Annotated in this window: 14 protein-coding genes, 2 tRNA genes and 2 rRNA genes; 13 read left to right on the top strand and 5 right to left on the bottom strand. The window is 40.5% G+C overall.

Annotated elements, in window-relative coordinates:
- From ACFFHF_RS14280 to tsaD, 8 genes are all read left to right on the top strand, one after another.
- A 23S ribosomal RNA gene (locus ACFFHF_RS14280) occupies positions 1-123 on the top strand; the annotation flags it as partial.
- 79 nt (positions 124-202) lie between these two features.
- A 5S ribosomal RNA gene (gene rrf / locus ACFFHF_RS14275) occupies positions 203-318 on the top strand.
- A gap of 26 nt (positions 319-344) precedes the next feature.
- Positions 345-418: transfer RNA gene (locus tag ACFFHF_RS14270), tRNA-Met, on the top strand.
- 51 nt (positions 419-469) lie between these two features.
- Positions 470-545: transfer RNA gene (locus ACFFHF_RS14265), tRNA-Asp, on the top strand.
- A gap of 262 nt (positions 546-807) precedes the next feature.
- Positions 808-1,263: a tRNA (adenosine(37)-N6)-threonylcarbamoyltransferase complex ATPase subunit type 1 TsaE gene (gene tsaE / locus ACFFHF_RS14260; protein WP_160548785.1), complete on the top strand. Its 456-nt coding sequence runs from the start codon at positions 808-810 to the stop codon at positions 1,261-1,263.
- Positions 1,263-1,970 (top strand): tRNA (adenosine(37)-N6)-threonylcarbamoyltransferase complex dimerization subunit type 1 TsaB, encoded by a 708-nt coding sequence (gene tsaB, locus ACFFHF_RS14255; protein WP_160548784.1) that lies wholly within the window; start codon positions 1,263-1,265, stop codon positions 1,968-1,970. Before tsaE ends, tsaB begins: the two co-directional genes overlap by 1 nt.
- Positions 1,957-2,433, top strand: coding sequence for a ribosomal protein S18-alanine N-acetyltransferase (rimI, locus tag ACFFHF_RS14250; RefSeq protein WP_340901897.1), 477 nt, complete (start codon positions 1,957-1,959; stop codon positions 2,431-2,433). Before tsaB ends, rimI begins: the two co-directional genes overlap by 14 nt.
- A complete protein-coding gene (tsaD, locus tag ACFFHF_RS14245; protein WP_160548783.1) occupies positions 2,430-3,455 on the top strand; it encodes a tRNA (adenosine(37)-N6)-threonylcarbamoyltransferase complex transferase subunit TsaD in 1,026 nt (341 codons plus the stop codon). Before rimI ends, tsaD begins: the two co-directional genes overlap by 4 nt.
- Before the next feature lie 218 nt (positions 3,456-3,673).
- Here tsaD and ACFFHF_RS14240 read toward each other — a convergent pair whose 3' ends face one another.
- Positions 3,674-5,596, bottom strand: coding sequence for an ABC-F family ATP-binding cassette domain-containing protein (locus ACFFHF_RS14240; protein WP_377058463.1), 1,923 nt, complete (start codon positions 5,594-5,596; stop codon positions 3,674-3,676).
- A gap of 139 nt (positions 5,597-5,735) precedes the next feature.
- Here ACFFHF_RS14240 and moaC point away from each other — a divergent pair, with 139 nt between their 5' ends.
- Complete coding sequence (gene moaC, locus ACFFHF_RS14235) at positions 5,736-6,230, top strand: cyclic pyranopterin monophosphate synthase MoaC (protein WP_160548781.1); 495 nt, start codon at positions 5,736-5,738, stop codon at positions 6,228-6,230.
- Between the two features lie 27 nt (positions 6,231-6,257).
- Complete coding sequence (locus ACFFHF_RS14230) at positions 6,258-6,917, top strand: redox-sensing transcriptional repressor Rex (RefSeq protein WP_160548780.1); 660 nt, start codon at positions 6,258-6,260, stop codon at positions 6,915-6,917.
- A gap of 27 nt (positions 6,918-6,944) precedes the next feature.
- Here the strand turns inward: ACFFHF_RS14230 and ACFFHF_RS14225 are convergent, their stop codons facing one another.
- Together ACFFHF_RS14225 and ACFFHF_RS14220 are read right to left on the bottom strand one after the other, a co-directional pair.
- Positions 6,945-7,157 (bottom strand): YdiK family protein, encoded by a 213-nt coding sequence (locus ACFFHF_RS14225; protein WP_160548779.1) that lies wholly within the window; start codon positions 7,155-7,157, stop codon positions 6,945-6,947.
- Positions 7,154-7,891, bottom strand: coding sequence for a CPBP family glutamic-type intramembrane protease (locus ACFFHF_RS14220; RefSeq protein WP_160548778.1), 738 nt, complete (start codon positions 7,889-7,891; stop codon positions 7,154-7,156). The genes ACFFHF_RS14225 and ACFFHF_RS14220 overlap by 4 nt, the downstream gene beginning before the upstream one ends.
- A gap of 302 nt (positions 7,892-8,193) precedes the next feature.
- Here ACFFHF_RS14220 and groES point away from each other — a divergent pair, with 302 nt between their 5' ends.
- Positions 8,194-8,478 (top strand): co-chaperone GroES, encoded by a 285-nt coding sequence (groES, locus tag ACFFHF_RS14215; protein WP_066057304.1) that lies wholly within the window; start codon positions 8,194-8,196, stop codon positions 8,476-8,478.
- Positions 8,479-8,552: 74 nt separating this feature from the next.
- The gene (gene groL, locus ACFFHF_RS14210) at positions 8,553-10,178 is read left to right on the top strand and encodes a chaperonin GroEL (protein ID WP_160548777.1); all 1,626 of its coding nucleotides are present in this window, start codon (positions 8,553-8,555) and stop codon (positions 10,176-10,178) included.
- 82 nt (positions 10,179-10,260) lie between these two features.
- Here the strand turns inward: groL and ACFFHF_RS14205 are convergent, their stop codons facing one another.
- Together ACFFHF_RS14205 and ACFFHF_RS14200 are read right to left on the bottom strand one after the other, a co-directional pair.
- Complete coding sequence (locus ACFFHF_RS14205; protein WP_377058462.1) at positions 10,261-11,472, bottom strand: site-specific integrase; 1,212 nt, start codon at positions 11,470-11,472, stop codon at positions 10,261-10,263.
- 458 nt (positions 11,473-11,930) lie between these two features.
- Entirely contained in the window at positions 11,931-12,119 is a 189-nt protein-coding gene (locus tag ACFFHF_RS14200; protein WP_377058461.1) for a hypothetical protein, read from the bottom strand.
- A gap of 240 nt (positions 12,120-12,359) precedes the next feature.
- Here ACFFHF_RS14200 and ACFFHF_RS14195 point away from each other — a divergent pair, with 240 nt between their 5' ends.
- Positions 12,360-12,554: a YcxB family protein gene (locus ACFFHF_RS14195; RefSeq protein ID WP_377058460.1), complete on the top strand. Its 195-nt coding sequence runs from the start codon at positions 12,360-12,362 to the stop codon at positions 12,552-12,554.
- Positions 12,555-12,579: the final 25 nt, after the last annotated feature.

Here is a 12,579-nt window from a genome sequence, read left to right as displayed (position 1 = left end):
GATGAGATTTCCCATAGCGCAAGCTAGTAAGATCCCTGAAAGATGATCAGGTTGATAGGTCAGAGGTGGAAGCGCGGCGACGTGTGGAGCTGACTGATACTAATCGATCGAGGACTTAACCAAATTTAAGATGAAACGTATTTCTTTCTTCTTCATTCATTATCTAGTTTTGAAGGAATGATTTTCTTCAATTGAATACGAGTCTAGTGGCGATAGCGAAAAGGTCACACCCGTTCCCATACCGAACACGGAAGTTAAGCTTTTCAGCGCCGATGGTAGTTGAGGGTTTCCCTCTGTGAGAGTAGGACGTCGCTAGGCTGTATTACAGATTTAATTATTATTGTCGCGGGGTGGAGCAGTCTGGTAGCTCGTCGGGCTCATAACCCGAAGGTCGCAGGTTCAAATCCTGTCCCCGCAATTATTGAAGTTATTGAAAGTTATTTTTCAAGTTTCACTTGAAAAAAACCTTGGTCCCGTGGTGTAGCGGTTAACATGCCTGCCTGTCACGCAGGAGATCGCCGGTTCGATCCCGGTCGGGACCGCCATTTTCATATATTAGAAGAACCAAACGAACCAAAATGGATTCGTTTTTTTGTTTTTTAGAGAAGTTTCTAATAAAAGGGAGTAGTTGTGGCGAAAATAGAGTAGAATACGGCTTCATATACTTTAAACAGCCATAAAAACTAAAAAACTACATACAAATCCAACCCTTTTTGCTCATTTTTTTAAAATCATGTACACTTATAAGAGACTAGCCTTAGGAATCTGTCCTAAGGTTTTTTTATAAAAGATTGGGTGATGAATTCAATGAACGAATACATAGTAAGAACAAACAGTACGGAAGAGACTTTACAATTTTCAAAGGAACTGGCACAGAAGCTTCAACCAGGAGATGTGATTACATTAGAAGGTGACCTTGGTGCAGGTAAGACGACGTTTACTAAAGGACTCGCAGTGGGACTGGATATTAACAAAAACGTTAGTAGTCCGACTTTTACTATAATAAAAGAATATAACGGAAGACTTCCACTTTACCATATGGATGTGTATCGATTGGAGGATTCTGACGAAGACTTGGGCTTTGATGAATATTTTGAAGGACAGGGAGTAACGGTTGTGGAGTGGGCTCATCTGATTGAAGACCAACTACCGGAAGAACTTCTACAAATCAAGATTTCTCATGGGGAAGAGAATTCTCGTAACTTAACGATAACGCCAAAAGGAAAACGATATGAAATGCTTTGTAAGGAGCTATTTGCCTAATGAAAGTACTAGCTATAGATACATCCAATTATCCACTGGGGATTGCCTTAATAGATAACCAACAAGTGATTGGGGAGTATATAACGAATATTAACAAGAATCATTCGATCCGTGTGATGCCAGCGATTGAAAACCTATGCAGGGAATGTGAAGTTAAGCCAGCAGACCTAGAGAAAATTGTCGTCGCTGAAGGTCCTGGTTCTTATACGGGAGTTCGTATAGGAGTAACGATCGCGAAAACATTAGCGTGGACCTTACAAATTCCGCTTGTTGGGGTTTCAAGCATAGAAGTGTTAGCGGCATCAGCTGCACGGTACTTCCCAGGCAATGTGGCTCCATTATTTGACGCTAGAAGAGGACAAGTCTATACCGGTCTATATCGCTTCCAAAATGGCGCACTCGAAAAAGTTAAAAAAGACCAACTGGTATTAGCTAAAGATTGGGCAGAGCAGTTAAAGGAGATGTCAGAGCCTGTTTTATTTGTTGGCAATGATGTCCCTATTCACAAGGAAGTACTAGTGAGTATTATGGGAGATCAAGCAAGATTTGCTCACTACACTGAACATAATCCACGTCCTGGTGAGCTAGCTCATTTAGGGGTCAATCGAGAACCCGTTGATGTGCACAGCTTTGTGCCAAATTATATTCGGTTAGCTGAAGCTGAAGCGAAATGGCTAGAAGGGAAGAAAGAAAATGATGCAAAATGAAGAGACTCACTCATTATCTGATTCCTTTGTGTTTCGATATATGAAGGAAGAAGATATCGATCAAATTTTAAAAATTGAGGAGCTTTCATTTGCAACGCCTTGGACAAGGCAGTCATTTGAGAATGAGTTGAATTTAAATCAATTTGCTGTCTATCTGGTCTTAGAAAAGGAAGGACAAATTGTAGGTTATTGTGGCATGTGGTTGATTGTTGATGAGGCGCATATTACAAACATAGCGGTCTTACCTGAATTTCGTGGGCAAAAGCTTGGAGAAGGGATCCTTCGTATGATCATGGAGGTTGCAAAAAAAAGGGGTGCAAAATCGATGACACTGGAGGTACGTGTGTCAAACACAGTGGCACAATCGTTGTACCGTAAGCTCGGCTTTATGAACGGTGGAATACGCAAGAATTATTATACTGATAACTATGAGGATGCATTAGTCATGTGGGTGACAATATGAGTGAGAAAAATCAATATATATTAGGGATCGAAACAAGCTGTGATGAAACAGCTGTTGCGATTGTAAAAGATGGACATGAAATAATAGCAAATATCGTTGCGTCGCAAATTGAAAGCCATAAGCGCTTCGGTGGAGTCGTTCCTGAGATTGCTTCTCGTCATCATGTCGAGCAAATTACGATTGTCATAGAAGAAGCGATGCGAGTGGCTGAATTACAGTTTTCAGATATTGATGCGATTGCTGTAACGGAAGGGCCAGGACTTGTCGGAGCCTTATTAATAGGGGTGAACGCAGCCAAGGCGCTGAGCTTTGCTCACGGTATTCCTCTTGTAGGAATTCACCATATCGCTGGTCATATTTATGCGAATCGCTTGATAAAGGAAATGGAGTTTCCACTGTTATCACTGGTTGTCTCTGGTGGACATACAGAGCTTGTTTATATGAAGGAACATGGCCATTTTGAGGTGATTGGAGAAACGAGAGACGATGCTGCGGGTGAAGCATATGATAAAGTCGCTAGGACGTTAAAAATGCCATATCCAGGCGGACCTCATATTGACCGATTAGCAGCGGTTGGCTCACCTATTATAGATTTACCGAGAGCCTGGTTAGAGGAAGGGTCCTATGATTTTAGCTTCAGTGGATTAAAATCAGCAGTTATCAACACTGTCCACAATGCAGAGCAACGAGGAGAAGTGATTTCACCTGAAGATCTTGCTGCAAGTTTTCAACAAAGTGTGATCGATGTGTTGGTAACTAAGACGGTACGTGCGGCGAAACAATATTCTGTGAAGCAAGTGTTACTAGCAGGAGGAGTGGCTGCGAATAAAGGACTGCGTAGCGCGCTAGAGAGAGAATTTGCTGCTAATGAAGGTGTAGAATTAATTATTCCTCCACTTTCTTTATGCACAGATAACGCAGCCATGATAGCTGCTGCGGGAAGTGTTATGTATGAAAAAGGTCAAAGAAGTGACTTTACTTTAAACGCCAATCCTGGATTAGACCTATCTATCCACAACTAATAACTTTAGGAAAAAGTCCCTATCACATGATAGGGGCTATTTTTTGTGTATAAACACTATTTCGACAAGTTTCACTGTGGGTAATGTGGATAAAATAAACTAAAATTGTGGATAATGTGGGAAACCCTGTGGAAAGCTCATATAAAAACAATTTAGCTGTGAACAAAATTGTGGAAAGGAAAAAACCGGGATAGATTCTTCCTCCCGGTTCTTTACGCTTATTCAGCCAGTTCACTCCATTCTTCTAGTAACTCATCTAATTGGAGTTTGGCTGTTTCAGTTTCTTCATTAATTTTAAGCACTCTTTCGTGATCTTGAAAAATTTCTGGATCACAAAGCAATGTATTATTTTTTTCAATCGTTTCTTCAAGCTTTTCAATTAAGCCCTCAATTTCTTCGATGCGTCGCTTTCGTTGGCGCTCTAATTTCTTGGCTTCCTTATCGATTTGATACGTATTTTTTTCTGGAGAAGCAGCTATGGTAGCGGCAGCCTTTTCTGCTTGTTCAATGGCTTTAAGCTCTTCTTGTTCTAGCTTCTTTTCCACGTAATAATCGTAATCCCCAAGATACTCAACAGCCGCGGTTTTACTAAGCTCAATCACCTTTGTAGCAATGCGATTAATAAAGTATCGATCATGAGAAACAAAAAGAATCGTACCTGGATAATCCACAAGCGCGTTTTCTAATATTTCCTTACTGTCTAAGTCCAGATGGTTGGTAGGTTCATCTAGTATAAGAAGATTCGCCTTTTGCATCATGAGCTTAGCTAGTGCTAAACGTGCTTTCTCCCCACCGCTTAGAGTGGAAACCGTTTTTAATACATCGTCGCCGGTAAATAAGAAATTCCCTAGTACCGTGCGGATTTCCTTTTCACTTTTCAGAGGGTATTCGTCCCAAAGCTCATTTAACACTCGCTTGTTTGAAGTAAGAGCTGCTTGTTCCTGGTCATAATAGCCAATGCTAACATTGGAGCCGTAATGAACTTGTCCTTCTACCGGTTGTAACGTACCTTGGATGGTTTTGAGTAAGGTTGATTTTCCAATCCCATTTGGTCCAACTAAGGCAACGGAATCTCCTCTAGTAATTCGGAGGGAAAGTTCCTCAGCTATTCGTTCATCATGATAACCAACTGCTAGGGAGTGGACATTTAACACTTCATTGCCACTTTGCTTTTCAATATCAAAACCGAAGGAGGCGGACTTTTCATCTCCAAGAGGTTTGTCCATAACTTGCATTCTCTCAAGCGTCTTCCTTCTACTTTGGGCTCGCTTGGTGGTCGATGCACGAGCAAGATTTTTTTGAATAAAGTCCTGTAGTTTGGCTATTTCATCTTGTTGTTTCTCGTATTGTTTGAGATCACGCTCGTAGTTTTCGGCTTTTTGTTCAAGATAAGAGCTGTAGTTTCCTGAGAATTTGCTGATTTGATTCCTAGAAATTTCGTACACTTGATTGACCACTTTGTCTAAAAAGTAGCGATCGTGGGATACGATTAAGATGGCACCTGAGTAGCCAGTAAGATATTGCTCTAGCCAAGACAACGTATCGATATCTAAATGGTTGGTAGGTTCGTCCAAGATAAGAATATCAGGCTTGGTTAATAACAACTTCGCAAGAGCTAAACGAGTTTTCTGGCCACCACTTAAGCTATCAATTTTCGTAGAGTAATCGAATGAGTGGAAGTTCAAGCCATGTAGGACAGAACGTATATCTGACTCGTACTGGTAGCCCCCATTCTCCTTAAACTCATTTTGGAGATGGTCATATTCCTTGATTGTTCGCTCGTACAAAGTAGCATCTTCAAATACGGTAGGATCAGCCATTTTTTCCTCAAGCTTACGAAGTTCCCGCTCTTGTTTCATGACATGTTCAAACACGGTAAGCATTTCTTCCCAAATGGATAATCCGGAAACAAGACCTGTGTTCTGAGCCAAGTACCCGATCGTTACATGTTTGGGCTTGATTAAATCACCTGATTCATAGGAAAGGTGATCGGCAATAATCTTGAGTAATGTAGATTTCCCGGCCCCGTTTCTACCTACTAAGGCAATACGGTCTCTTGTTTGAACTTCTAGTTTTATATTCGATAAAATAAGGTCAGCCCCATAAGACTTGGAAAGCTGGTTTACTTGTAGTAGTATCATTGATTTCACCTCTATACTTCTACGGTTAGTGTATCGCATTCAATACGGATGAGCAATGATATGAGTTGTGAACTATGTTACAATGTTTTCACACAAAATGAGGAAAATAGTGTATGATTTTGAAAGAGGTGTATAATAGATGTCAGAGTTCACTCATTTTAATAAAGAAGGCAGAGCAAAAATGGTAGATGTGAGTGATAAGCCCGAAACGGTACGGACGGCCATTGCCCACTCTAGTATCACAGTTAATCAAGAGATATATGATCGAATCACACATAACCAAATGAAAAAGGGGGATGTGTTAGCAGTCGCACAGGTTGCAGCTGTTATGGCTAGTAAAAAAACATGGGATATTATTCCAATGTGTCACCCTATTCCACTCACAGGTGTTGATATTTCTTTTGATTGGGAATCAGATAACAATTGCCATACTCTACATATTTCTGCTAGTGTAAAGACAAAAGGGAATACAGGTGTAGAAATGGAAGCGTTAACAGCTGCTTCTGTTTGCGCGCTTACCGTGTATGATATGTGTAAAGCAGTAGATAAAGGAATGGTTATCGGGAAAACATACCTGGTTGAAAAGACAGGTGGTAAAAACGGTGACTTTAAGAGAGAAGAGAGACTATATTAGTTAAAGGTAGAAGGTAGGGGAAGAACGATGAGTAATGAATCAATGAAAATCCCACAAGCAACGGCGAAAAGACTACCATTGTATTATCGCTTTTTAAATAGTTTACACTCATCAGGAAAGCAACGCGTTTCATCGGCTGAACTAAGTGAGGCGGTGAAGGTCGATTCTGCAACAATCCGAAGAGATTTTTCATACTTTGGAGCCTTAGGTAAAAAGGGATACGGTTACAATGTAAACTATTTATTATCCTTTTTCCGTAAAACACTCGACCAAGATGAATTAACGAAGGTTGCGTTAATTGGGGTCGGGAATCTTGGGACAGCATTTTTAAACTATAACTTCTTAAAGAATAATAATACCAAAATTGCGGTTGCATTTGATGTGATAGAAGAGAAGGTAGGCACAAAAATTGGTGAAGTGCCCGTCTACCATATGGATGATCTAGAAGAAGTTATTGAAAAAGAAGACATTCAGGTCGCGATATTAACGGTTCCAGCACCGGTTGCACAATCCATTACCGATCGAATGGTTCAAGGATCGGTGAGAGGCATTTTAAACTTTACCCCGGCCCGATTAACGGTTCCCTCATCCATCAGGGTTCACCATATTGATCTGGCTATTGAGTTACAGTCACTGGTGTACTTTTTAAAGCATTATTCAATGGATGAAGAAATGGTAGAAGAATAAACAGTAAGCCGCCCCTTAGTGGAGCGGCTATTTCTTTTGCTCTTTCTTGATCTCTTTAATTTTAAAATGTAAAAGAATCATCCGAATGCCTGAACCAATATCAAAGGTCGCTAGCAAGACAAGCAGGTAGGTGAAAAAGCCCCACTCTCCATTTTGCTGTAAGTCCTGTATGGCAAACACTGTGAACAGAGCACCTAAGATGATGTATATAATTCCTGAAAATAAAGGTGACTGTCTCATAAGAAGAATCCTCCAATAAAGCTTTGCATTTGTTCTGCTTGTTTGATTAATTTTTCTAAGTCTTCCTTAAATACGGATTGCACAAGAACAACGAACGTATTCATCGATACGTGAGCAACGATCGGAACGAGAATCCGATTGGTTTTTACATACAAATACGCAAAGGTGAATCCCATTGCGGAATAAAGTAGAGTGTGCTCCGGCTCCATATGGGCAAAAGAAAAAATAACGGAGCTAAGCAAGGCTGATAGAAAAAAGTTAAATCGCTTATAAAAAGCCCCAAAAATGATCTTACGAAAAACAATTTCTTCTAATATAGGACCAATCACTGAGCTCACGACAATCATAATAGGAAAGGACTCAATGATGCGTAGAATCTGTTGCGTATTTTCAGAACCAACATCAATACCAATCAAACGTTCAATATTTGCAGCAAAGGCTTGGGCAAATAGGGCAAGAAAGACACCTGTGATAGACCAAAGGATCGATCGGCCTAAGCTGGCTCCGCTTCTTACTTCATTTGTGTTTACCATCTCATTACGCAACAACATCAGGACAATCACAAGTGTGAGCGAAAAGCTTATGACAAGCCAAGTGACCCCTGCGAACCCTTGAGAGTGATGGGTTTCAAAACCAATCAGTTCTAGTATCAGAGAGGTGATAGGGACACCAATAAAGCTTGAAAGCTGCATAGCAATATAAGCAATTAATATAATCCAATATTCACGTTTCAAAACAAGTCTCCTTTTCCATCCAATATAGTTATTCTACTCGTAAACATCAGGTTGTATCAAATAAGAAGAATTATCGTCCGTATTTTAGCATTATATGGATAGAATAGGTGGAAAAGTACATACTTAGTAAGGTTGTACAATTAACAAGTTATGGGGGGACTTTTACAAAAAATTTATAAAAAAAAGCGGTTTCTCGCTTGCAAAAAAGGTAGAGATTCATTAATATAATAGTTGTGTTAGCACTCTAGTTAAGTGAGTGCTAATAATAAAAATCTTTCATATATTTGAGGAGGTTGTTTCACTTGTTAAAGCCACTAGGTGATCGCATTGTAATTGAGCTAGTTGAAACGGAAGAAAAAACGGCAAGCGGTATTGTACTACCAGACTCTGCTAAAGAGAAGCCTCAAGAAGGCAAAGTAGTTGCTGTCGGCACTGGCCGCGTACTTGAAAGCGGTGAGCGTGTAGCTCTTGAAGTTTCTGTGGACGACCGCATTATCTTCTCAAAATACGCTGGCACAGAAGTGAAGTACGAAGGAAAAGAGTACTTAATTCTACGTGAAAACGATATTCTTGCTATTCTTGGATAAGAGTAGAGATTTTCTTATTTAAAAACTAAACGAAGACAGAATAGATTGAAAAAACTCGAGGAGGGTATTTTACAATGGCTAAAGAAATTAAGTTTAGTGAAGACGCACGCCGCTCGATGCTTCGTGGGGTAGATGCACTTGCAAATGCGGTAAAAGTAACATTAGGACCAAAAGGACGTAACGTGGTTCTTGAAAAGAAATTCGGTTCACCACTTATTACAAACGATGGTGTAACGATTGCAAAAGAAATCGAACTTGAAGATGCATTCGAAAACATGGGTGCGAAGCTTGTTGCTGAAGTAGCTAGCAAAACAAATGATGTGGCTGGTGACGGTACGACAACTGCAACGGTTCTTGCTCAAGCGATGATCCGTGAAGGCTTAAAGAACGTAACAGCTGGAGCTAACCCAATGGGTATCCGTAAAGGGATGGATAAGGCAGTAGCAGTAGCGGTTGAAGAGCTTCGTGCTATTTCAAAGCCAATCGAAAACAAAGCTTCTATCGCTCAAGTTGCGGCTATTTCTGCTGCTGACGATGAAGTTGGTCAATTAATTGCTGAAGCAATGGAGCGCGTTGGTAACGACGGCGTTATCACTATCGAAGAATCAAAGGGCTTCACTACTGAGCTTGATGTAGTAGAAGGTATGCAATTCGATCGTGGATATGCATCTCCATACATGGTAACAGACTCTGATAAAATGGAAGCTGTTCTAGACAATCCATTTATCTTAATTACGGATAAGAAAATTGGAAGCATCCAAGAAATCCTTCCTGTTTTAGAGCAAGTGGTTCAACAAGGTAAGCCATTATTACTTGTTGCTGAGGATGTTGAAGGGGAAGCGTTAGCTACTTTAGTAGTGAACAAGCTTCGCGGAACATTCAATGCAGTTGCTGTTAAAGCTCCTGGTTTCGGTGACCGTCGTAAAGCTATGCTTGAAGACATCGCTATCTTAACAGGTGGAGAAGTAATCACTGAAGAGCTAGGTCGTGACCTTAAGTCTGCAACGATCCAATCTCTAGGTCGCGCTTCTAAGGTTGTTGTTTCAAAAGAAAACACAACAATCGTTGAAGGTGCTGGAGACTCTGCACAAATCGCAGGTCGTGTAAACCAAATCCGTGCGCAAATGGAAGAAACCACTTCTGAATTTGACCGCGAAAAATTACAAGAGCGCTTAGCTAAGCTAGCTGGCGGTGTAGCAGTAGTGAAAGTTGGAGCTGCTACTGAAACAGAATTAAAAGAGCGTAAGCTTCGTATCGAAGACGCATTGAACTCAACTCGTGCAGCTGTTGAAGAAGGTATCGTTTCTGGTGGTGGTGTTGCCCTACTTAACGTATACAACAAGGTTGCTGCTCTAGAGGTTACTGGTGACGAGAAAACAGGTGTGAACATCGTACTACGTGCGATGGAAGAGCCAGTTCGTACAATCGCACACAATGCGGGTCTTGAAGGATCTGTTATCGTTGAGCGCTTAAAGCGTGAAGAAGTAGGAACAGGCTTCAACGCAGCGACTGGCGAGTGGGTAAACATGATCGAAGCTGGTATCGTTGACCCAACTAAAGTAACTCGTTCAGCTCTTCAAAACGCTGGATCTGTTGCAGCAATGTTCTTAACAACTGAAGCAGTTGTTGCTGACATTAAAGAAGATACTCCTGCAATGCCTGACATGGGCGGCATGGGTGGAATGGGCGGCATGATGTAATAAGCCGCTTCACCCCTTGATACAAAAGGATTTGTTAGTAAGGTAAAAGTGGTTTGCTAACATTTTGCTAACATTGAGGTTTTTAACGGAGGCTTCTCATTAGTTCACCGAACTTTTGAGAGGCTTCTTTTTTCATTTCTTGGGTGATGTGGAGGTACACATTTTTCGTAATTTGATCATCGGTATGACCAAGCCTGTCCATGATTTGTTCGAGTGAGACACCAGCCTCGGCAAGAAGCGACGTATGTGTGTGTCTTAAACTGTGTGGAGTCAAATCTTCATTTAGACCAGCTATTCTTAGCAGCCTTTTCATTCGGTCTCGAATGTTCTTGATGACGATGGGATAGCCGTGATATCGTTGCATTCTGGCAAAGATAAAATCTTGATTACAGTAAGCTTTCCCTAATCGCTCAATGACCTTCTCCTGAACCTGTTTATGCTCCTTCAACGCATCTATCACCTCTTCATCCACGATGATTTTCCTTCGTGATTTTCTTGTCTTTGGCGTAACTAGTTGATAGTTCAGGGGATTATTGCTTGGATTGTAAAGCGTTTTCGTGATACTGATGGTGTGATTCACAAAGTCAATATCCTTCCACTTGAGCGCGATTAACTCCCCGCCTCGAATACCGGAATAGGAAAGAATGAGAAATGCCAAGTAATCGTGTTCCAAGCCATGTTCCTTAGCTGTTTTTAAAAACAAAGCAAGATCTTCTTTCTCAAGAAATTTCGGAATTTCTTCTTCCTCTAGCTGTTCAATGGTTTTCTTATCTTTTTTAAGATATGCGAACTCCGTTGGGTCTTTTTTAATGAGTTCGTACTCCAGCGCCTTACGCAAAATCATCCTCCCGCAACGATGAATTCCTTCCCTAGTGCTGTCGGCAAGTCCTTTGTCCTTTAAGTCATTTAAACATTCTTGATATCGTTTAGGAGTAATATCTTTCAGCTTTAATTGACCAAAGTAAGGAAGTAACTTCCCGATTTCGTGAAGACGAACTCGAATGGTGCCGGGTTTCACATTTTTTGCTTCGCTGTAAATGGGCAACCATTCCTTCGCGAAATCAGCAAAGGTCTGACAGGATTCCTCAATGTAGAAACCTTGTTCGAGTTCGTGAATTATGGCAGCTGCTGCTACTTCTGCCTCCTTCTTGGTGGGGAAACCACTTTTGGTCTTTTGCTTCCGTTTGCCGGTTACGGGATCAATCCCGATATCAATCACAAAAGCCCACTTGGAGCCACACGAGCAATTTTTCTTCTTGCAGGTACAGCCACGTCTGTAGAAATGTCCTTTCATTTCATTGAATGACCTCGCTTTCCTTTTGTATTTTTTACAAAAGTTCATTATGTCCATTTAGGTATCTATCCATTCGTTTCATATACTGAATGATTGAGGATAAGTGGTGTAAGAAGTTTAAGCTTTGGGCATTGAGTATTGCGGACAGAATTGAGCCTGTTGTGCGGAGTTTTAATCCCTCGTTTGCGGACAATAGAGCCAGTGACTGCGGGTGAATGAGCCACTTGTGTAGCTTATAAATGAGGTTTGTTCATAAGCAATAAGTAATAAGAACCCAATTTGTCAAAAGATTGATCAAAATGGGTTCTTATCGAGCAGATATAAGATTGTTTTTCAAAAAGAGATTGATTGTTTCGGAAAGCGAATATACTATAGCAACCAGTATAGTAAGCAAAGAAATAATAAAAAATCTTAACCAAATAAATTGAGGTCTATTCTTAATACTTTTGTTATTTTAGTTAACGTCCATTTTTGTCCCAGTCTTCATACGAATCAAAATTATGATCAGGATCTACAAAGTCTCTTCCAGCTTCCATTAAGCTGCTAGCACATCCTTTGCAGAAAGACTCACCATCTACCAGTAATTCTAAATCGAGTTGATTTTTGGAAAATTCTTCTCCACACTCATTACAAATATACTTTTTCATAAGTTCCCTCCTTTTTTAATATTCAGACAACCATAATTTCAGTTTACACTGAACTACTTAAATATGTAAGTCTTTTACAACGAAAAACCCCTCTAGATAGAAAAACCAAGGGGGTAATGATTCGCAATTCTTATTATAAAAGATGTTGTTCTTAGTATATCGTTGGCTCTCCACGTCACTCGTTCAGTTAGAAAGGCCCTGAATGAGGGGAAGAACGACGGGTTATGAGGACAGCATACGATGAGACTAAGTGAGGAAGGTATTGTAGACGAAAGCGTTAATGGACAAACGAAAGTGAATTGGGCAGGTGTTGTTGATGTGAAAGAGGATGAACACAACCTTTACATTTATAATAGCGCTGTTTCGGCATATATTTTGCCAAAACGGAACTATCCCAGCTTAAAGATTTTAGAGCTTATCTCTATTCAAAGATAAAGGTAAAGGGATGGGTATACATGAA

The sequence above is a fragment of the Robertmurraya beringensis genome, assembly GCF_042433785.1.
Classification (GTDB): domain Bacteria; phylum Bacillota; class Bacilli; order Bacillales; family Cytobacillaceae; genus Robertmurraya_A; species Robertmurraya_A beringensis.
Note: the sequence above shows the minus strand (reverse complement) of the source record. Positions and strands in the feature narration are given on the sequence as shown.